The sequence below is a fragment of the Acinetobacter brisouisimilis genome (assembly GCF_000368265.1).
Lineage (GTDB): Bacteria > Pseudomonadota > Gammaproteobacteria > Pseudomonadales > Moraxellaceae > Acinetobacter.
This window is the reverse complement of the sequence record NZ_KB851219.1, coordinates 1,708,774-1,727,205: the sequence shown is the minus strand read 5'-3', so window position 1 is coordinate 1,727,205 and position 18,432 is coordinate 1,708,774. Positions and strand designations below refer to the sequence as shown.

At 43.1% G+C, this 18,432-nt stretch carries 18 protein-coding genes; 9 read left to right on the top strand and 9 right to left on the bottom strand.

Translation table 11 applies throughout. The features are described 5' to 3' along the window. Nucleotides 1-126: 126 nt before the first annotated feature. The 5 genes from F975_RS15875 to F975_RS11880 all read right to left on the bottom strand — a co-directional run bounded on the left by F975_RS15875 (nt 127) and on the right by F975_RS11880 (nt 5,694). Nucleotides 127-288 carry a hypothetical protein gene (locus tag F975_RS15875; RefSeq protein ID WP_004753610.1) on the bottom strand — a complete coding sequence of 54 codons (162 nt, stop codon included), beginning with the start codon at nt 286-288 and terminating at the stop codon, nt 127-129. 4 nt (nt 289-292) lie between these two features. Then, nucleotides 293-1,498, bottom strand: coding sequence for an RtcB family protein (locus tag F975_RS11895; protein WP_004753607.1), 1,206 nt, complete (start codon nt 1,496-1,498; stop codon nt 293-295). Nucleotides 1,499-1,750: 252 nt separating this feature from the next. Further along, nucleotides 1,751-3,220: an amino acid permease gene (locus F975_RS11890; protein ID WP_004753606.1), complete on the bottom strand. Its 1,470-nt coding sequence runs from the start codon at nt 3,218-3,220 to the stop codon at nt 1,751-1,753. Between the two features lie 9 nt (nt 3,221-3,229). Continuing rightward, entirely contained in the window at nt 3,230-4,252 is a 1,023-nt protein-coding gene (locus F975_RS11885) for a methyltransferase (RefSeq protein WP_004753604.1), read from the bottom strand. A gap of 68 nt (nt 4,253-4,320) precedes the next feature. Beyond that, nucleotides 4,321-5,694, bottom strand: coding sequence for a uracil-xanthine permease family protein (locus tag F975_RS11880; protein ID WP_004753601.1), 1,374 nt, complete (start codon nt 5,692-5,694; stop codon nt 4,321-4,323). A 175-nt stretch (nt 5,695-5,869) separates the two neighbouring features. Here F975_RS11880 and typA point away from each other — a divergent pair, with 175 nt between their 5' ends. From typA to F975_RS11865, 3 genes are all read left to right on the top strand, one after another. Further along, nucleotides 5,870-7,705: a translational GTPase TypA gene (gene typA, locus F975_RS11875; protein ID WP_004753599.1), complete on the top strand. Its 1,836-nt coding sequence runs from the start codon at nt 5,870-5,872 to the stop codon at nt 7,703-7,705. Nucleotides 7,706-7,875: 170 nt separating this feature from the next. Beyond that, nucleotides 7,876-8,313 (top strand): large conductance mechanosensitive channel protein MscL, encoded by a 438-nt coding sequence (gene mscL / locus F975_RS11870; protein WP_004753598.1) that lies wholly within the window; start codon nt 7,876-7,878, stop codon nt 8,311-8,313. Between the two features lie 119 nt (nt 8,314-8,432). Beyond that, on the top strand, nt 8,433-8,780 hold the full coding sequence (locus tag F975_RS11865) for a gamma-glutamylcyclotransferase family protein (RefSeq protein WP_004753597.1): 348 nt from the start codon (nt 8,433-8,435) through the stop codon (nt 8,778-8,780). 52 nt (nt 8,781-8,832) lie between these two features. Here the strand turns inward: F975_RS11865 and F975_RS11860 are convergent, their stop codons facing one another. Continuing rightward, nucleotides 8,833-9,117 (bottom strand): peptidylprolyl isomerase, encoded by a 285-nt coding sequence (locus F975_RS11860; RefSeq protein WP_004753595.1) that lies wholly within the window; start codon nt 9,115-9,117, stop codon nt 8,833-8,835. A gap of 20 nt (nt 9,118-9,137) precedes the next feature. Then, nucleotides 9,138-9,962, bottom strand: a complete 825-nt coding sequence (mutM, locus tag F975_RS11855) for a bifunctional DNA-formamidopyrimidine glycosylase/DNA-(apurinic or apyrimidinic site) lyase (RefSeq protein WP_004753593.1) — start codon at nt 9,960-9,962, stop codon at nt 9,138-9,140. 264 nt (nt 9,963-10,226) lie between these two features. On the opposite strand from mutM, the gene F975_RS11850 reads away from it, so the two are divergent. The 4 genes from F975_RS11850 (at nt 10,227) to F975_RS11835 (ending at nt 15,572) form a co-directional block, all read left to right on the top strand. Beyond that, entirely contained in the window at nt 10,227-12,299 is a 2,073-nt protein-coding gene (locus tag F975_RS11850; protein ID WP_416201884.1) for a TonB-dependent receptor domain-containing protein, read from the top strand. Between the two features lie 22 nt (nt 12,300-12,321). Beyond that, nucleotides 12,322-13,452, top strand: a complete 1,131-nt coding sequence (locus F975_RS11845; RefSeq protein ID WP_004753589.1) for an NADH:flavin oxidoreductase/NADH oxidase — start codon at nt 12,322-12,324, stop codon at nt 13,450-13,452. Nucleotides 13,453-13,469: 17 nt separating this feature from the next. Then, entirely contained in the window at nt 13,470-14,393 is a 924-nt protein-coding gene (locus F975_RS11840; RefSeq protein WP_034426016.1) for an AEC family transporter, read from the top strand. Nucleotides 14,394-14,585: 192 nt separating this feature from the next. Then, nucleotides 14,586-15,572, top strand: coding sequence for a bile acid:sodium symporter family protein (locus tag F975_RS11835; RefSeq protein WP_004753584.1), 987 nt, complete (start codon nt 14,586-14,588; stop codon nt 15,570-15,572). Between the two features lie 36 nt (nt 15,573-15,608). Here F975_RS11835 and F975_RS11830 read toward each other — a convergent pair whose 3' ends face one another. Both F975_RS11830 and ygfZ read right to left on the bottom strand, forming a co-directional pair. Next, complete coding sequence (locus tag F975_RS11830; RefSeq protein WP_004753582.1) at nt 15,609-16,316, bottom strand: DsbC family protein; 708 nt, start codon at nt 16,314-16,316, stop codon at nt 15,609-15,611. 122 nt (nt 16,317-16,438) lie between these two features. Continuing rightward, the gene (gene ygfZ, locus F975_RS11825) at nt 16,439-17,161 is read right to left on the bottom strand and encodes a CAF17-like 4Fe-4S cluster assembly/insertion protein YgfZ (protein ID WP_004753581.1); all 723 of its coding nucleotides are present in this window, start codon (nt 17,159-17,161) and stop codon (nt 16,439-16,441) included. A 259-nt stretch (nt 17,162-17,420) separates the two neighbouring features. Here ygfZ and F975_RS11820 point away from each other — a divergent pair, with 259 nt between their 5' ends. Both F975_RS11820 and F975_RS11815 read left to right on the top strand, forming a co-directional pair. After that, the gene (locus tag F975_RS11820) at nt 17,421-18,020 is read left to right on the top strand and encodes a DUF2939 domain-containing protein (RefSeq protein ID WP_004753580.1); all 600 of its coding nucleotides are present in this window, start codon (nt 17,421-17,423) and stop codon (nt 18,018-18,020) included. Continuing rightward, nucleotides 18,020-18,424, top strand: coding sequence for an NUDIX hydrolase (locus F975_RS11815; protein WP_004753579.1), 405 nt, complete (start codon nt 18,020-18,022; stop codon nt 18,422-18,424). Before F975_RS11820 ends, F975_RS11815 begins: the two co-directional genes overlap by 1 nt. The last annotated feature ends 8 nt before the right edge of the window (nt 18,425-18,432 follow it).

The following is an 18,432-nucleotide window of genomic DNA, read 5'->3' as shown; positions in this document are numbered from 1 at the left end:
CAATGAACCGTCGTGTATTTGCTGCGATTACAGGTAGCCGTACAGTGATTGCTCAACCGACAGCGCCAGCAGCTCAATAATTTGAGTTGAGGTGAAAAAGAAAGCGGCTCATTTGAGCCGCTTTTTTTATAGCCAATACTTTGCTTTCAGTTCATGCTTCATGGCTTTTCGCATTCGGCGATGCTCTGCTTTCGGCTTTTCACTTTCATGGATTCCACCTTTATGTAAAAGGGGAGAAAGTGCAACAGGGTTACGTGCTTTAATTTTAGGCATGGTTTTCAGTTTCATTGGTTTAGCCTTTAATACATAAAATCTGTTTCAAGGTGTGGACAACGTCAATCAAATCGCTTTGATAAGCAATCACCTGATCAATGTCCTTATAAGCACCTGGAATTTCATCAATCACACCGCTGTCTTTACGACATTCGATGCCTTGAGTTTGCTGAATCAAGTCTTGCTGACTAAACAAAAGTTTGGCTTTGCTTCGACTCATTTTACGACCTGCACCATGTGAGCAGGAGCAAAAGGATTCAGGGTTACCTTTACCTCGAACAATATAAGAACGTGCTCCCATTGAACCCGGAATAATGCCAAGCTCATCTTCACCTGCGCGAATGGCACCTTTACGCGTCACAAAGACATTTTCACCAAAGTGAGTTTCTTGACTGACATAATTGTGATGGCAGTTGATCGCTTCTTTGGTCATCTGAAATGATGGCAAAATCGGGCGAATGGCTTCTAAAATCAGCCGCATCATTTCACGTCGGTTTTCATAGGCATAGTTTTGTGCCCATTCCACAGCTTCCACGTAGTCATTAAAACTATTGGAACCTTCTGCAAAATAGCTCAGATCTTTGTCGGGTACATGTCCAAAGCGTTGTTGAGCTTCTTTCTTTGCCAATTCAATAAAATACGTGCCAATCATATTACCTAAACCACGACTACCCGAATGCAGCATGACCCAGACATCTTGATTTTCATCCAGACACAGCTCTATAAAATGATTGCCACCACCGAGTGTCCCAAGCTGTTTTTGCCAAGTGGCGTCAAACTGGCGTAGCATGCGAACCAAGCCAGGGTGTTTGGTAATGATTGGCTGTAAGCGTTTTTCCAGTGGCGTTAAACTTGAGGCTTTGGCCTTGACCTGCTTGTGCATGGCAAAACCTACGGGCACTTTACGTTCAATGGCATGACGTAAAGGCGACAGATTATCAGGCAGTTGATGTGCTTTTAAACTTAGGCGTATTGCGTTCATGCCACAGCCAATATCCACGCCAACAGCTGCAGGAATAATCGCCTGTTTGGTTGGAATGACGCTACCAACAGTTGCTCCCTTGCCGACATGTACATCGGGCATGACTGCAATATGCGAATGAATAAATTGCAGTTGTGCCATTTTGCTGAGCTGTTCGATACTTTCATCATCGATGTCTTGGGTGAAAATCTTCACAGGCACACCATAGTGCCCCTCAGCATTTAAAATTTTTTGAATGCTCATTTTGTTTTTTCTCAAATTATTGTTGTTTTGTCCGAATATCAGGCATAAAAAAACCTAGCGAATGCTAGGTTCTATGCATTCGGACAGATGAGATTTGTACACCTGTCCGTGAGACGACATCGTGCCAAATCAGTTATGTTGTAAGCTCGCTAGTACTGGCATGATGTCCTCCTCAAAATCTATCCGTAGTGGATAGTGCCGAAATTCAATATCGGCGAAATAATAAACTTAAAAAATCAAATGTCAAGACAATCATAACTCATCATCTCGCATTGGTTTCACATCCATTTCGTTGTAAGGGATGAGCTTGGTCTTATAGATCCATTTATAACTTAACCATACAGCTAAAAACAGCGGGAGGGTAATATAAGTCGCAAGCAGGCTTAACCAGTCAATTTTTGCACCCAGTAATGCCTGATAATTTTGCCCTAAGATAATGATTGAACACAAAATAAAGGCAAACCATGGTGCAAATGGGAAGAATTTTGCACGATAAGCCAAGTCCTTAATTTTATAACCTTGAGCCACATAACCTTTACGGAAACGATAATGCGAAATTGCAATCCCTAGCCAGACAATAAAGCCACACATCCCTGACATATTGAGCAACCAGTTATAGATTTCCTGTTTACCCATAAAACTCGTGAGGAGTGATAATGCTGCAATCGCAGTGGTCGCATACAATGCACGCATTGGTACGCCACGTTTATCGAGCTTTGCAAACCAGCGTGGAGCACTGCCTTCTTCTGCCATATCCCACAACATACGGGTAGATGAATACATTCCCGAGTTACCCGCAGATAAAATCGCAGTTAGAATCACTGCATTCATCAGACCTGCAGCAAAAGCAAAACCTGCTTTTTCATACAGTAGGGTAAATGGAGACAGGGCAATATTGTTGCTACTCGCTGCCTGAATCAGGCGTGGATCGTCATAACTGACTAATGTACCGATAATGAAAATACAGACAATATAAAACAGCAGAATACGCCAGAATATCTGTTTGATTGCCAGTGGAATGGTTTTATGTGGATCTTTAGATTCACCCGCAGCAACCCCAACCATTTCAGTGCCTTGGAAGGAAAAACCTGCAATCATGGCAACTCCGACCATGGCTTGGAAACCACCAACAAATGGTGCGTCTTTATGTGTCCAGTTGGCAAAAGGCAGGGCATTCGGGGTCAGCATAATTTTTAAAATGGTCGCGAAACCAATAAAAATAAAAATAATGATGGCAATGACTTTGACTAGGGAAAATACAAATTCACTCTCACCGAAAGTTCTGACTGACATGGCATTAATCGTGAAAATCACAATTAAAAACAGCAGGCTCCACCAAAAACCCGGGATTTCAGGGAACCAGAATGCCATGATCCACTGGGCTGCAACCAGTTCAAATGCGACAGTAATCGCCCAGTTGTACCAGTAGTTCCAGCCCAGTGCAAAACCAAAACCTTCTTCAACATATTTGTTGCCGTAAGTAAAAAATGCACCTGAAGTTGGGTTGTGAGTTGCTAGTTCGCCAAGGCTGGTCATTAAGAAATAAATCATAATCCCGATCAGGACATACGCTAGTAACGCGCCGCCTGGTCCTGCAGTACTGATGGTCGAACCTGAAGCTAAAAATAACCCTGTTCCAATAGAACCACCAATTGCAATCATATTCAGATGGCGAGCACTTAACTTACGCTTTAAGTGCGCATGTTCATTCATTTCGCTCATCTAGTTTCCTTATCTGTTTGTTGCACAGGCATATAACACCTTAAAGCCTTGTTGATCAGTTTTCGTGTCGCAATGCCCGAAATACTGCTCAATTAAAATCGGATAATTTAAAAAACGGTTTGCCACAATCCACAATTCACCATGCCCTTGAAGATGACACTTTGCCTGTTTGCATAAATCTTCACTGACGGCATAGGAGGTGTGAATTCCCTGATGAAAAGGGGGATTACTCACTAAAGCATCGAGCCCAGTCGGGGCATCTTGAATACCTGTGACGGCATGTAACTGGATCTGGCTGGTAGAAATGGCATTGTACTGACAAGTCAATTCTGTTGATTTCAATGCAAATGCATCGACATCGAGCGCATGAACGACATTGTCAGGGTTCAGCTTTGCCAAATAGCAGCTAATAATGCCTGCACCACAGCCAAAGTCGGCGAGTTTACCCGATTTGACTTGGGGGAGGTATGGTAAAAGCACTGCTGTACCAACATCTAAATGGTCTTGACTAAACACACCCGGCAAAGCGCAGATTTTTAGTGTTTGATCTTCAACTTGAATTTCATAGGTTTTGAGCCAAGCTTCGAGCGGTTTTTCCTGCTCTTGTTGTTGTAGAATCAGTTGCCACAGTTGGCAGTGACGCGCACTGTCGAGTTTGAGGGTCTTACCATAGGCTTGTAACTGTTTGGCTGCACGTTCCACGCCACCTTTTTTCTCACCCACCAGAAAAATGGATTGCCCAAGCTGCATATGGCTCGCAACCTGATGGATGATATAACTGAGCAGCTCTTTGGATTTTGGAACAAAAATCACGACTTGATCAAAATTCTGCTCAGGAAATGTCACAGCAAAGTGGCTGTCCAAACCTAAAGCCAGATGCGCTTGATGATCAGCAAAATTCCATGTCCAGATACTCCCTTGTACTGTGTCGCGCAGTTCAATCAGGAGTTGATCATTGGGCGCATGAATAAATAAAACGCGATCTTTGAGTTGATCTTGCTGGCGCAAGACGACTTCACTTCGAGGATCCATGATGACACCCTACACAAAATAAAATGTCCAATCCGCATATCACTGGGATTGGACATTGTTAAAAAAAATTACTGTTCTGTTTGGTCAGGCAAAATCAAGTTGAGCAATAATGCTGCGATACCGCCAGTTGCTACGCCAGAACTGAAAATATTGCGCATAAGTTCAGGCATATGCTTTAGAAAATCAGGAACTTGTGCAATACCCAGCCCAAGTGCTAAAGAAATAGCAATGATCAGTAACGCGCGGCGGTCAAGCTTAATACCTGCCAGAATATTGATGCCTGACGCGGCAACTGCACCAAACATCACCATGACAGCGCCACCGAGAACCGCTTCTGGCACAGCTTGTACCATGCCTGCAATTTTAGGAAATAAACCCAATAAAACCAACATGGCTGCAATCCAGATGCCGACATAACGGCTTGCGACACCTGTCAATTGAATCACACCATTATTTTGTGCAAACACAGAGCTAGGGAAGGTATTGAAAATCCCTGCGATCAATGAGTTAAAACCGTTGACCAATACGCCACCCTTGATGCGCTGCATCCAGGTTTCACCTGTTACTGGTTGTTTGGAAATTTTACTGGTTGCAGTAATGTCACCAATAGCTTCGAGTGAAGTCACCAGATAAATAAAGGCAAACGGTAAAAACAGTGACCAGTTAAAACTGATGCCAAAATGCAATGGTGTTGGCAACTGGAAGGTCGGTGCTTGCTGGAACGCAGTAAAGTTCAAATGCCCCATAAAGCCTGCCAAGATATAACCGATCACCAAAGCCAGTAAAATTGCTGAGCTTTTGATCCAGACCACAGGAATACGATTGAGGACAATAATAATAGCGAGCACTACACTGGACATGATCAGGTTGTCGCTATTGGCAAATGTGCCGTTTGCCATGGCAGCATAACCACCGCCCATGCTGACTAAACCTTCTTTGATCAAGGTAAGTCCAATCAGTAAAACCACAATCCCAGTCACCAGTGGTGTAATCAGTTTTCTGACCCATGGCAAAATGCGTGATACGCTCATTTCAATGAATGCACCCGCGATCACCACACCAAAAATGGCGGCCATCACCTGTTGATACGGTGTGCCATTGGCAATCATCATGCTGCCAATCGCCATAATTGGGCCAATAAAGTTAAAACTGGTGCCTTGTACAATCAGCAAACCTGCGCCCAGAGGGCCAACTTTTTTAGATTGCAGAAAAGTCGCAATGCCTGAAATCACCAAAGACATCGATAAAATCATGGTGGTTTCGTGTGCAGGAACTTTAAGCGCCCCACAGATCAGTAAACCTGGCGTTAAAATCGGAACAAGAATTGCAAGCAGATGTTGCAAGGCTGCGAAGAACGCAATCCATGGTTTTGGCTTGTCATTAAGCCCTAAAAGCAGATCAGGTTGAGGATGGGAATGGGGAGATATATCTAAATCCGACATGGAATTGTAATAAATAATAAGCAAGATATCGCTATTCTAATCGAGTTACATCCCTTTACAAACTAAAAAGCGGCTTGTCTGACGAAAAAAGTGTTGTTGTCAGGCAACTGTCACTACTCAATGCTAGTGTTTTTTTGTATAATTTGCCCTCAAATTTAAAGCGTATCGAATTTACATGTCTGATATTAAAACTCTCCGTAATATTGCCATCATCGCGCACGTCGACCATGGTAAAACTACTCTCGTAGATAAACTTTTACAACAATCAGGTGCACTCGGTGACCGCGCGGGTGAGATTGAGCGTGTTATGGATTCGAATGCGCTTGAATCAGAGCGTGGTATTACTATCTTGGCAAAAAATACGTCGATTACTTGGTTGGACAAGCGTACTGATACGACTTACCGTATCAATATCGTGGACACCCCGGGACATGCTGACTTCGGTGGTGAAGTAGAACGTGTATTGTCAATGGTTGACTGCGTATTACTTCTTGTGGATGCACAAGAAGGCCCAATGCCACAAACTCGTTTCGTAACGCAAAAAGCGTTTGCACGTGGTTTGAAACCAATTGTGATCATTAACAAAGTTGACAAGCCAAGCGCGCGTTGTGACTGGGTTATTGATCAAGTTTTTGATTTGTTTGACAACTTGGGTGCAACTGACGAACAGTTAGACTTCCCGATCGTTTATGCTTCAGGCTTACGTGGTGTTGCAGGTCCATCACCAGAAGAATTGGCTGAAGACATGACCCCGTTGTTTGAAACGATTGTTGACATCGTTGAACCACCAGCAGTTGATGTTGATGGTCCATTCCAAATGCAGATTTCATCACTTGACTATAACAGCTTTGTAGGTGTTATCGGTGTTGGTCGTATTCAACGTGGTTCAGTAAAAACCAATACTCCTGTGACTGTGATTGACAAAGAAGGCAACACACGTAACGGTCGTATTTTAAAAATCATGGGTTACCATGGTTTAGAGCGTGTTGATGTTGATTCAGCATCAGCGGGCGACATCGTATGTATTACAGGTATTGATGCACTTAACATTTCAGACACGATTTGTGATCCGAAAACTGTTGAAGCATTACCGCCATTGTCTGTAGACGAACCTACAGTATCGATGACATTCCAAGTAAACAATTCACCATTTGCTGGTAAAGAAGGTAAATTCGTGACTTCACGTAATATTCGTGAACGTCTAGACCGTGAATTGATTCATAACGTAGCACTTCGTGTAGAAGATACTGAAAGTCCAGACCGTTTCAAAGTTTCTGGTCGTGGTGAACTTCACCTTTCAGTATTGATCGAAAACATGCGTCGTGAAGGCTTTGAAATGGGCGTATCGCGTCCACAAGTAATCATCAAAGAAGTTGATGGTGAAAAACAAGAGCCATACGAAAACGTAACATTTGACGTTGAAGAACAGCATCAAGGTGCTGTAATGGAACAAATGGGTTACCGTAAAGGCGAAATGACCAATATGGAAGTTGACGGTAAAGGCCGTATCCGTATTGAAGCAACTGTTCCTTCACGTGGCTTGATCGGTTTCCGTTCTGAATTCCTAACCATGACTTCTGGTACAGGGATCATGACGTCAAGCTTCTCTCACTACGGTCCTGTTAAACAAGGTACTGTTGCGAAGCGTCAAAATGGTGTATTGATTTCTATGGTTCAAGGCACTTGCTTGGGCTATGCGCTATTTGGTTTACAAGACCGTGGTCGTTTATTTGCTAAACCACAGTTGGAAGTTTACGAAGGCATGATCGTAGGGATTAACTCTCGTTCAGACGATATGGCTGTAAACCCAACTAAAGCGAAACAATTAACCAACGTCCGTGCGTCTGGTACAGATGAGGCTTTAACTTTAGTCCCTGCAATTGAATATACGCTTGAACAAGCGCTTGAATTCATTGAAGATGACGAATTAGTTGAAGTAACACCAAAATCAATTCGTATCCGTAAGCGTTATTTGACTGAAAACGAACGTAAGCGTAACCGCGATAAATAAGTTCTCTTAAGTCATAAAAAAACCGCTAATTTTAATTAGCGGTTTTTTTTGTATAAGATTTTCTACAAAGGATTGGCAATTTTTTAAAACCAAGTAAATTAAATGGAAATACATATACATAATATATATACCGCATCATATAAGTCATATGAAAAGAACTGGAGATTTAAATGAGTATTTTAAAAGAATTTCGTGAATTCGCGGTAAAAGGCAATATGATCGACCTTGCTGTGGGTGTCATCATTGGTGGCGCGTTTGGTAAAATTGTCGATTCCTTAGTTAAAGATATTATTATGCCGATTATCACCCTGATTACAGGGGGAGGCGTTGACTTTACCCAAAAATTTATCATATTGGGCAAAAACCCCAACAATTTACAATCTCTGGCTGAGATGCAAAAGGCAGGAGTTAACGTACTGACTTATGGTAATTTCTTAACCATCCTGATTAACTTTATTATTCTGGCTTGGGTTGTGTTTATTATGGTGAAATTGATTAACAAAATGCGCCGTAAACAAGAAGCAGAAGCTGTGCCTGCACCAGTGGCAACACCTGAAGATATTCAATTACTTCGTGAAATTCGTGATGAGTTAAAAAAGAAAGCATAATCTTTTATAACTAAAAAAGCAGCGATAACCAAGCTGCTTTTTTTATGTATGATGACTCAGTTTTTTGTAAAATGAATCCGCGAGAAGATCAATAATTCTGCTGCATCAGGATGGGGAAAATGAACCAATTATTTACTTATGGCACATTGCGTCCAGGGCAAGCCAATGCACATATTCTGGGAAATATGGGTGGAAAATGGCAAATAGGCTATGTACGTGGTGTTGTGCATACTCTGGATTGGGGGCCTGATCAGGGTTTGCCTGCGTTAGTGCTTGACCCACAATCAGAAAAAATTGAGGGTTTACTTTTCTCTACAGACCTGTTGGCAGATAACTGGAAAATGCTGGATGATTTTGAAGGGTTTCAGTATCAGCGAGTCATGGTGGAGGTTGAACTTGAGTCTGGTGATAGGGTTCAGGCATGGACATACCAAATGCATCCTACAGCCAAATCTGCACACACCTAAAATTAAAAAAATGATGCTTAAATCTCGCTGTGTATTTAAGCATCATACTGATTTAAAAATTCATACGAAATTTGATTTCCAGTAAATGAAAACCAAACTGGCTTTTTATAGGGCCGTGCAATACTCGTTCAGCCGCAGTAAATACCAGTTTATCAATCACAGGCACCAGTTGCCCTTTTTTGACTTCACCCAGTTCACCGCCACGTTTTGCTGAATTACAAGTTGAGTATTCTTTGGCAATTTTAGAGAAGTCACCCCCTGACTGAATTTTTTTCTTGAGCTGTTCGGCAAGCGTTTTATCCTTAACCAAGATATGACGTACGATTGCAGTTTGCATAGATTGAACCTCCTGACAGATTATGACTTTGCGGTTTTTTTAAGGGGTTGGCACTGTGGGCAAAACACACTGGCACGTTGTCCCAGTTTGATATTTTCTAGTGTGGTTTCACAGTTGACACACATTTCACCTGCACGCCCATAAGCCAATAAAGTTTGTTGAAAGTAACCATTTTCCCCCATGGCATTGGTATAGTCGCGTAAGGTGGAACCTCCCAAATCAATGGCAAAGTTTAAAATGCGTTTGATTTCCACCACCAAGGCACTGATTTGTTGTTGGCTCAGGCTAGATGCAGGCTGTGCTGGATGAATCCCCAGATTGAACAGGCTTTCAGTTGCATAAATATTGCCAACGCCCACGACAATATGATTATCCATCAGTGCAACTTTGATACCAACATGCTTGGATTTAAATTTTTGAATCAAATAATCGGCATTGAAAGCATCAGTCAATGGCTCAGGGCCGAGTGGGTCAAGCAGCTTATGCTTGGATTCTTCGTTGAGCCACAAGATACAGCCAAAGCGACGTGGGTCGTGATAACGTAGTTGTTGTTCGCCAAAATCCAGAATGAAATGATCATGTTTGCGCAGTTCATTCTGAGCACCGCAAATCCGAAAACTGCCTGACATACCCAAATGCCACAGCATGCTATCTTGTTCGAATTCTGCCAGAATATATTTGGAACGCCGTTGTAATCCCAACAGTTTTTGACCACGTAGTTTGTCAACATCCTGTGGAATTGCCCAGCGTAATTGTGGTTGGCGCACTTCTACACGTTGTACGGTTTGCAAAAGCAAAGGCGCTAAACTATTTTTGGTGGTTTCGACTTCGGGTAATTCAGGCATACGGCTACAATAACAACAAGAAAACGCATACTTTAGCATGCACGAAGAAACAGGTATATCCGCAACTTGTGTTCGGACAGAGGCATTACTACAATACAAGGCAGATTTGCCACTCAAAATATAAACTTGTCAGATTGCTGACTTTGGCTGTTCGCAAAGCATCTTGTTTTGCTTGAAATTTTGACTGCCGCCATGATGCTCCCCCAAAGATTTAGGATGAAAATAATGCGTAATATGCATGCCAGTTTTGCTGTGAAAAGTGCCATGTTGTTGATGACAGTATGCGTATGCCGAAGTTTATATGCTGAAGATGAGGTGGCCATCCAAGAAGATTTGCCAATCATTAAAGTTGAAGCGACACATACCGATACCAGTTATGCCAAAACACCAGCTTCGGTTTTTCGGGTGAATGCGCCAAAGCAACAAGACAATATTGGGGTGAACCTTACGGAAGTGGTCAAGGGAATTCCAAGTTTACAACTGAATAATCGTGAGAATTACGCACAAGATTTGCAGCTTTCCATGCGAGGTTTTGGGGCGCGTTCGACCTTTGGAGTGCGTGGTATTCGTTTATATGTCGATGGTATTCCTGCCACTATGCCTGATGGTCAGGGGCAAACCTCGAACATCGACCTGAAAAGTCTGGATCATCTTGAAGTGCTGACAGGACCATTTTCATCTCTGTATGGAAACTCTTCTGGCGGTGCGATTCTGGCAACCACCAAAGAAGGTCAGGGACGTGACTCCGTGACGATGGGCTATTCGGGGGGGAGTGATCAGCGCAGTAACAGCTTGATTGTGTTGCAAGGCGGTGCACATGCTGAAAATGAGCCCGCTTATGTGATCAGTTCTTCGTATTTCGATACCGATGGTTACCGTGAGCATAGTGCGGCAGATAAAGTACTGAACAATGCCAAACTGACTTGGAATTTGAGCGATGGCAGCAAAATCAACTGGGTGACCAACTACGTTAAAATCAATGCCGATGATCCAATGGGGCTGACACGTGCTTTATGGGAGCAAAACCCAAAACAGGCAGTGAGTAGCGCAGAAACTTACAACACCCGTAAGGAAATTGAGCAGACTCAAACTGGCGTAACGTGGACAAAGCCGCTAGATGATCACAATGAACTGTATGCCATGACTTATGTTGGCAACCGTCATGTGATTCAGTATCAATCCATTCCTAAATCGACCCAAGCCAATGTTAATAATGCCGGCGGCGTGATTGATTTTGACCGTAATTATTATGGGGCAGATTTCCGCTGGACAGGCAAGGAACTTCTGCCGAACACCAGCATTAGTGCAGGTGTAGCGCTTGATGCCATGGATGAAGACCGCAAAGGCTATGAAAACTATAATGCCGCAGGCACTTATGGGGTGAAAGGTAATTTGCGCCGTAATGAAGACAATACTTTGTGGAATATTGACCCATATCTTCAAGCATCATGGCAGTTTTTACCGACTTGGCGCTTAGATACAGGCGTGCGTTATAGCAACGTACATTACAAGTCAGATGACCATTATTTAAGTAATGGCAATGACAGTGGCAAAACTGAATACTCGAAAACTTTACCTTCAGCAGCGCTGAGCTGGCAGATTGTTCCTGAATTACTGGCTTATGTGAGTTATGCTAAAGGTTTTGAAACCCCGACTTTTACCGAAATGGCATATCGTACCGATGGTGCAGCAGGTTTTAACTTTAACCTGAAACCGTCGAGCAGCGATAACTATGAAATTGGCTTAAAGTCAAAAAATTCTTGGGGATATTTCACACTTGCAGCCTTCCAAAGCAAGACTAAAAATGACATTGTATCTTATGCAACAGTCAATGGTCTGGCAACTTATCAGAATGTCGATAAAACCCAGCGCCAAGGCGTAGAGTTTTCTTGGAATAAAAATCTGTGGAAAGATCTGAAAGTACAAGCAAGCTACAGTTATTTAGATGCTACCTTTGATTCGGATTTCAGCTCATCATCGGGTATAGTCAAAAAAGGCACGTATATTCCTGGAATTGCCAAAAATCAGGCTTTTGCACGCTTGGCATGGCAGCCACAAACGGGCGCGTTTGCAGGCATCGAAGCACATTATATGGATAAAATCTATGTCAATGATGCGAACTCCGATGCAGCGCCAAGTTATACCGTTACTGCAATAGATGTCGGCTACAAATGGAAAATGCAGGACTGGGCAATCAATACCTATGCTCGAGTCGATAATTTGTTTGACCGCAATTATGTTGGTTCGGTGATTGTGAATGATGGCAATGGGCGCTATTTTGAACCTGCACAAGGGCGTAACTGGAGTGCAGGTCTGAGTGTTACCAAACAATTTTAATGAAACAGGGGAACTGTCTTAGATGTCAAAATTATTCGAAACCATTCAGTTTGCTGATCTGAGCTTAACCAATCGAGTAATCATTGCACCGATGTGTCAATATTCTGCGACTGAAGCAGGCGAAGTCAGCTATTGGCATGAACAGCAGTGGGCAAATTATGCCTTGTCTGGTGCTGGTTTGTGTATTGTTGAAGCGACAGCGGTACAAGCTGAAGGGCGGATCAGTTATGCTGATTTAGGCTTGTGGAATGATCAGCAGCGTGACCAGATCAAAGCGTTACTGGCTAAGGTCAAAAGCATTTCCCCAATGCCGTTTGGGGTGCAGTTGGCACATGCAGGGCGTAAGGCTTCTACAGACAAGCCGTGGCATGGTCGTGGACAATTTGCACCTGAGCATGTGCATGGCTGGCAAACAGTTGCGCCGAGTGCTGTGCCATTTGCTGCGCAGGATCTTGCACCGCATGCTTTAACACTTGACGAAATTCAGATTGTAAAACAGGACTTTGCTGCCGCAGCGCAGCGCGCTGTAGATGCAGGTTTTGAACTGATAGAAGTTCATGCTGCACATGGTTATTTGCTGCATCAATTTCTGTCGCCGTTGTCGAATCAGCGCCAAGATCAATATGGCGGCAGTCTGGAAAACCGCATGCGTCTAACACTGGAAGTTCTGGATGCAATTTTACAGGTCGTGCCGCAAGGTTTCCCTGTCGGAGTACGTATTTCGGCAACTGACTGGATGGAGTCACAAGCAGAAGCGAGTTGGACGCTTGAGTCGAGCATTGAACTGGCTCAGCAGCTTGAAAAAACAGGTGCAGCATATGTGCATGTTTCCAGTGCAGGCTTGCATGAAAAACAACAGATTGATATTGAACCTAACTATCAAGTGCCTTTTGCGAGCGAAATTAAACAGCATGTAAAGATCCCTGTGATTGCAGTAGGTTTGATTACCGAGGTTCAGCAAGCAGAACTGATTGTGCGTCATCATCAAGCCGATGCAATTGCCTTGGCGCGTGCGATTTTATATGACCCGCGCTGGGTCTGGCATGCCGCAGCTTCTTTGGGCGAATCTGTTCAGATTGCACCCCAGTATTTGCGCTGTCAGCCGCATGGTTTTAAAAACCTGTTCCATGCGTTTGCTGAAAGCAACGCGTAAGGCTCAGGTAGAACAGATTGGTTTTTGAAATCTTGTTGCCCATGTCTCTGCTCATGGGCACGGGCTATGCAAGTGTTAAGTTGGGTTTATTGACTGCCGAGCAGATTAAGGGCTTAGGTGGCTATGTCATCAAGATTGCACTACCCGCGCTGATCTTGCATTCCCTTGCCAGCAAAAATCTGCATGAAATCTGGTTGTTGCCCTATTTGCTGGCATATGCAGGTGGGTCACTGATTTTATATGCACTGGCATACTGGATTTATAAACGACACTTTCACCATTCCCCGACCCAGACCGCAGTCCTGTCCATGGGCGCATCAATGTCCAATACGGGATTAATCGGGAGTGCAATTTTACCGTTAGTGTTACCCAATCATGCTGTGATTTATCTGTCATTGACTTTAATGATCGAAAGCCTGCTGATGATACCCATGGTGTTGTTACTGGCAGAAGCAGGTCTACAGACGCAGCAGCATCCTTCTAGAATGTTGTATCAGGCATTAAAAAATTTACTGAAAAACCCTTTGGTGATTTCGATTATTTTGGCAATGCTCGCAGTGATCTTCGAGTTAAGGCCACCTGAAATACTCGATAATATGCTGAATGTTTTAGGAAAAACAGCACCTTCTCTGGCGCTTCTGGTGATTGGAGGTAGTTTGGTTGGCATGCAATTGCGAGCGCTCGATACGCAAACGATTACGTTGGTGTTGCTGAAAGTAGTGTTGATGCCGAGTGTTATTTCCTGTCTATTTTTTCTTTTGCCTAATGCTTCTATAGAAATGCAACATGCCGCGACCTTGATTGCAGCTTTGCCGATGCCAATCGTATTTGGTATTTTAGGGCAAATTTATGGACTGGAGCAGCGCGCCGTTGCTGCACTAATGCTCAGTACCCTTTTAGGTTTTATCGGGATTAGCTTGCTGATTGCCTGTTGGTGGTAGATGGGTTGACCCATTAAATTGTCTGCGGTTACTATGCAGCAAGCGATTTTTCGTTCTATTTTTTCAGAAACTTCAATCATGATGATGTGCTTTGCGATCAAAAAGCTGCTTTTAAGTCTGTGAAAAGTCATTTGAAAATTCTCATGATCTAATCCAAGAGCGACAGAGACGAATTAACCAAAAGGAAGTGTAATGGCTCGACCACGTTTTTTACCCGATAATTTTAGTCTGATGATCATTGGTATGGTGGTCTTAGCTAGCTTTGCACCGATTCATGGTCATGCTGCCAGTATCTTTGGGCAACTCACCAATTTTGCCATTGCATTATTATTCTTTTTGCATGGGGCAAAACTGTCTCGTCAGGCGGTTATGGATGGTTTGACGCATTGGCGCCTGCATTTGTGTATTTTTACTGCCACTTTTGTCATGTTCCCAATTTTGGGCTTGTTGCTGAAACCCGTGATTGAACCATTACTGGGGCATGAGCTGTATCTGGGTATTTTGTACTTGGCGCTGTTACCGTCAACGGTACAGTCATCGATTGCCTTTACTTCAATTGCTAAAGGCAATGTGCCTGCTGCATTGTGTAGTGCATCGGCATCCAATATTTTCGGGATGTTTATTACTCCGTTTTTAGTGAGTCTGTTCATTGGTCAGTCCTTGTCACATCATGACACAGGCTCATCCAATGCTGTGCTGAATATTGTGTCACTGCTATTGGTTCCCTTTGTATTGGGACAAATTTGTCGCTCAAAACTTTTCCCATTCATTAAGCAACATGGTGTTGTGGTCAAATGTGTTGATCAGGGCTCGATTTTGATGGTGGTCTATGCTGCATTTAGTGAAGCCGTGATTGAAGGAATTTGGCATCAGGTGTCAGCTCAAACGCTGGTGGGCTTGTTTGTGGTGTGTGGTGTGTTGCTGGCAATCGCAATGCTACTCATCCATTTTTCCAGCCGTGCTCTAGGCTTTAATCAAAAAGATCAGATTGCGATTTTATTTTGTGGTTCGAAAAAGACTTTAGCCAGTGGCGTGCCGATGGCGAAGATTATTTTTGCAGGTCAGCCGATTGGTTTAATACTGTTACCGCTGATGCTGTTTCATCAAATTCAGTTGATTGTTTGCGGTATTATTGCCAGCCGTTTTGCGCAGCGCGATGAATCTTTGGATGACAAATAAAAAGTACCTCAGCCACGAAGGCTGAGGTTGTTTCAGTTACTGTACTGAATCCAGTAATTTATTGATCTCATCTGCACTGCGTGCACCAGAAATACGCTGACCATCTTTTAGGAAGAAGGTTGGTGTACCATCAATACGGAGTTTTTTACCAAATTCTAGGTTTTTCTGTATCGGTGTTGCGCAGCTCGCTTTATCGTTTGGTTGTTTGCGATCCAGAACGTAGCCTTCCCATGCTGCATATTTGTCTTTTGAGCACCAGATTTTCTGTGCCATAGCTTCTGCATTGGGATGCAAGTTCGTCAATGGATACAAGAATAAATAAACCGTGACGTTATCGACTTGTTTGAGTTCTTCTTCTAGTGCATGGCAGTATGGACAATCAGGGTCGCTGAAAATATACAGTACGCGTTTACCATTGCCTTTGACATGTTTAATTGCCTGATTGAGCGGTAAAGTTTTCACATCGATTTTGGTTAATTCTTGTTGGCGCTGTTCGGTCAGGCTGACTTGGTTTTTTAGATCAACCAAATTGCCGATAAAGAAATAACGTCCTTCATCATTGGTATAGACGATTTCACCATCCATATAGACTTCATAGATGTCTTTAATTGGTGTCGGTTGAATCGATTCTGGTATAACGTCTGGATAATTTTTTTGCAGGTTGGCTTTTAGTGTCGCAATATCTGCATGTGCCATACCGATTGTCATAAGACTAAGTCCGAGCGCGGCAAGGAGTTTTTTCATAAAGTGACTCTGAAGGATGTTATGAGGAATACGGGTGGAAGAAAACGAATGCAATTTACACAATTTTTGAGTGTGCGGCTTTGAGTAAAAGTTTTTGTTTCACCCAAAGCCTAGGACGTATTCTACTGTGGACGAGCGACATCGGCACTGAACTGTGCAGGCAAGTCAAGCACCGTCAAATTCAGTTCGGACAGTGCAGCAGGTTTAGCAACCACGAGTGCCTGAAAACCTGTTGCAGTTGCAATGCTATTGACCACTTCAACATCACTATGTAATTGGCTTGCAATAGCAGGAACATCTCCTGTTCCTGCAACTAAGTGTAGCCAGTGTTTAGGTTTGGCTTTAAACCATAAACGCGCCACGATTTCCTGACCTAAATAGCAGCCCTTGTCATAATCGACACCTTCACGTTGATGCAAACGTAGTTCTTGCGGTTGAAACTTATGTGCAGTGGCTTGGCAAATATAGGCTTGTCCTTGTGCAATCGCGTGTTGTTGCCATGTTGTGATATCTGTAGGTTGTGTAGCAAAGCTTGTGCTGGTCGCAGTGAGGGTAGGGAAAACCTCACCTACAGTGCTTAACGTCATTTTAGAAAAAGCACCATATTTTTTAATATGTTTGGCAAATTCTTCACTTTGATCTTCAATGACAACAATTTCAAAATGTTCAGCATCAAGTTTAGTGAGCCATAACCCAAACTGGATACGACCTTTTAAATCACAGATAGCCGTATAGCGAGGTGTTTGTTCTGGGAGGCGTTCAACATGCAACGTGACTTGACCTTGCAGAAATTTTTGCGCATCTACGCCGTTGAGTTGATATTGAATAAAAGCTAAATCACTCATCTTGTTCTCAAAATTAGGTTTTGACTATAGGAGCTATTGTGGCGGATTTTCTGGGAAAATTCAGCCGTAGATTGTTATGTTTCTGCGCAAAGCCGAAAAATAGACAAAATACATGCTGAGCCGTTTGAATACAGTCATTGTTGTGTCGAGAAATAAAGCAATTACTACATAAATCAGCAAAGCTTTTACAGCATCTAAATAGCGAATCGGTTACATTAACGCACTTTCTTTGGTGGTAAAAAAATAGGGCAAAGTTGCGGTGAAAAAGCTCATTGTTACTCTTAGTGTCGCGGTTGCATTGTTCATAGCGGCATGGTTGGCATCGCCTTACTGGATGCTGTATCAGCTCAAGCAAGCTTATGAAAACAATCAGCCTGAACGAATTTCTGCATATATTGATTATGAGGCGGTAAAAGAAAGCCTTAAACCACAAATGAATGCACAATGGTTCGCTGCAGATTTAAATCAAGGGCAGCACCCATCCTGGAAGCATTTGGTGGAGCAATATCTGGGTGAACCGATTACCGATGCTGTGCTTGATCGTGTCGTTACGCCGAAGACCCTGATTTTATTATTACAAGGTAAGCAGTTGGCACAATCCCTATCCATTCATCACAAGACTGAAGACAATAGCTCAAATATCATAGAAGCAAATATGAGTCATACAGCATCTGATTCTGTATCGACAGCGAGCAGCAGCGAGTTGCAATATCATGCAGGCTATCGCGATTTAAACCATTTTGTGATTCATGTGGTGCATTTACAGGGTGCAGACACCCAGTTTATTTTTACCCGTGATGGCTGGCATTGGAAAATGACTGATATTGATCTGGGCTTGGGTACACAGCAGGCATCTTAATGGGTTTTCATGACTTCTACCGTATGAGTTCACATGCTGTGATTACTAATCATCAGCAACAAGTATTACTACTGAAAGCGACATATGCTAATCAGGCATGGGGCTTACCAGGCGGTGGTCTGGATGTTGGAGAAACCATTCATCAGGCTTTAATACGTGAATGTCAGGAAGAGCTGGGTTGTACGGTTGAAATTGCCTATTTGAGTGGTGTGTATTATCACAGTGCCGTCAATTCACATGCCTTTATTTTTCGTTGTTATTTGCCTGAGCAGGTACATATTCAGTTGAGTGATGAGCATTCAGCATATCAGTGGTTTAATCTGGATGAATTAAATGCGATGCAACAAAAACGGGTGCGGGATTGTTTGAATTTTCAGGGGATGGTGCAGAGCGCGAGTTTTTAAATGAATCA

Excerpts from the sequence above, each read along its gene's own strand:
- F975_RS15875 (WP_004753610.1), bottom strand. The coding sequence starts at position 288 with ATGAAACTGAAAACCATGCCTAAAATTAAAGCACGTAACCCTGTTGCA.
- F975_RS11895 (WP_004753607.1), bottom strand. The coding sequence starts at position 1,498 with ATGAGCATTCAAAAAATTTTAAATGCTGAGGGGCACTATGGTGTGCCT.
- F975_RS11890 (WP_004753606.1), bottom strand. The coding sequence starts at position 3,220 with ATGAGCGAAATGAATGAACATGCGCACTTAAAGCGTAAGTTAAGTGCT.
- F975_RS11885 (WP_004753604.1), bottom strand. The coding sequence starts at position 4,252 with ATGGATCCTCGAAGTGAAGTCGTCTTGCGCCAGCAAGATCAACTCAAA.
- F975_RS11880 (WP_004753601.1), bottom strand. The coding sequence starts at position 5,694 with ATGTCGGATTTAGATATATCTCCCCATTCCCATCCTCAACCTGATCTG.
- typA (WP_004753599.1), top strand. The coding sequence starts at position 5,870 with ATGTCTGATATTAAAACTCTCCGTAATATTGCCATCATCGCGCACGTC.
- mscL (WP_004753598.1), top strand. The coding sequence starts at position 7,876 with ATGAGTATTTTAAAAGAATTTCGTGAATTCGCGGTAAAAGGCAATATG.
- F975_RS11865 (WP_004753597.1), top strand. The coding sequence starts at position 8,433 with ATGAACCAATTATTTACTTATGGCACATTGCGTCCAGGGCAAGCCAAT.
- F975_RS11860 (WP_004753595.1), bottom strand. The coding sequence starts at position 9,117 with ATGCAAACTGCAATCGTACGTCATATCTTGGTTAAGGATAAAACGCTT.
- mutM (WP_004753593.1), bottom strand. The coding sequence starts at position 9,962 with ATGCCTGAATTACCCGAAGTCGAAACCACCAAAAATAGTTTAGCGCCT.
- F975_RS11850 (WP_416201884.1), top strand. The coding sequence starts at position 10,227 with ATGTTGTTGATGACAGTATGCGTATGCCGAAGTTTATATGCTGAAGAT.
- F975_RS11845 (WP_004753589.1), top strand. The coding sequence starts at position 12,322 with ATGTCAAAATTATTCGAAACCATTCAGTTTGCTGATCTGAGCTTAACC.
- F975_RS11835 (WP_004753584.1), top strand. The coding sequence starts at position 14,586 with ATGGCTCGACCACGTTTTTTACCCGATAATTTTAGTCTGATGATCATT.
- F975_RS11830 (WP_004753582.1), bottom strand. The coding sequence starts at position 16,316 with ATGAAAAAACTCCTTGCCGCGCTCGGACTTAGTCTTATGACAATCGGT.
- ygfZ (WP_004753581.1), bottom strand. The coding sequence starts at position 17,161 with ATGAGTGATTTAGCTTTTATTCAATATCAACTCAACGGCGTAGATGCG.
- F975_RS11815 (WP_004753579.1), top strand. The coding sequence starts at position 18,020 with ATGGGTTTTCATGACTTCTACCGTATGAGTTCACATGCTGTGATTACT.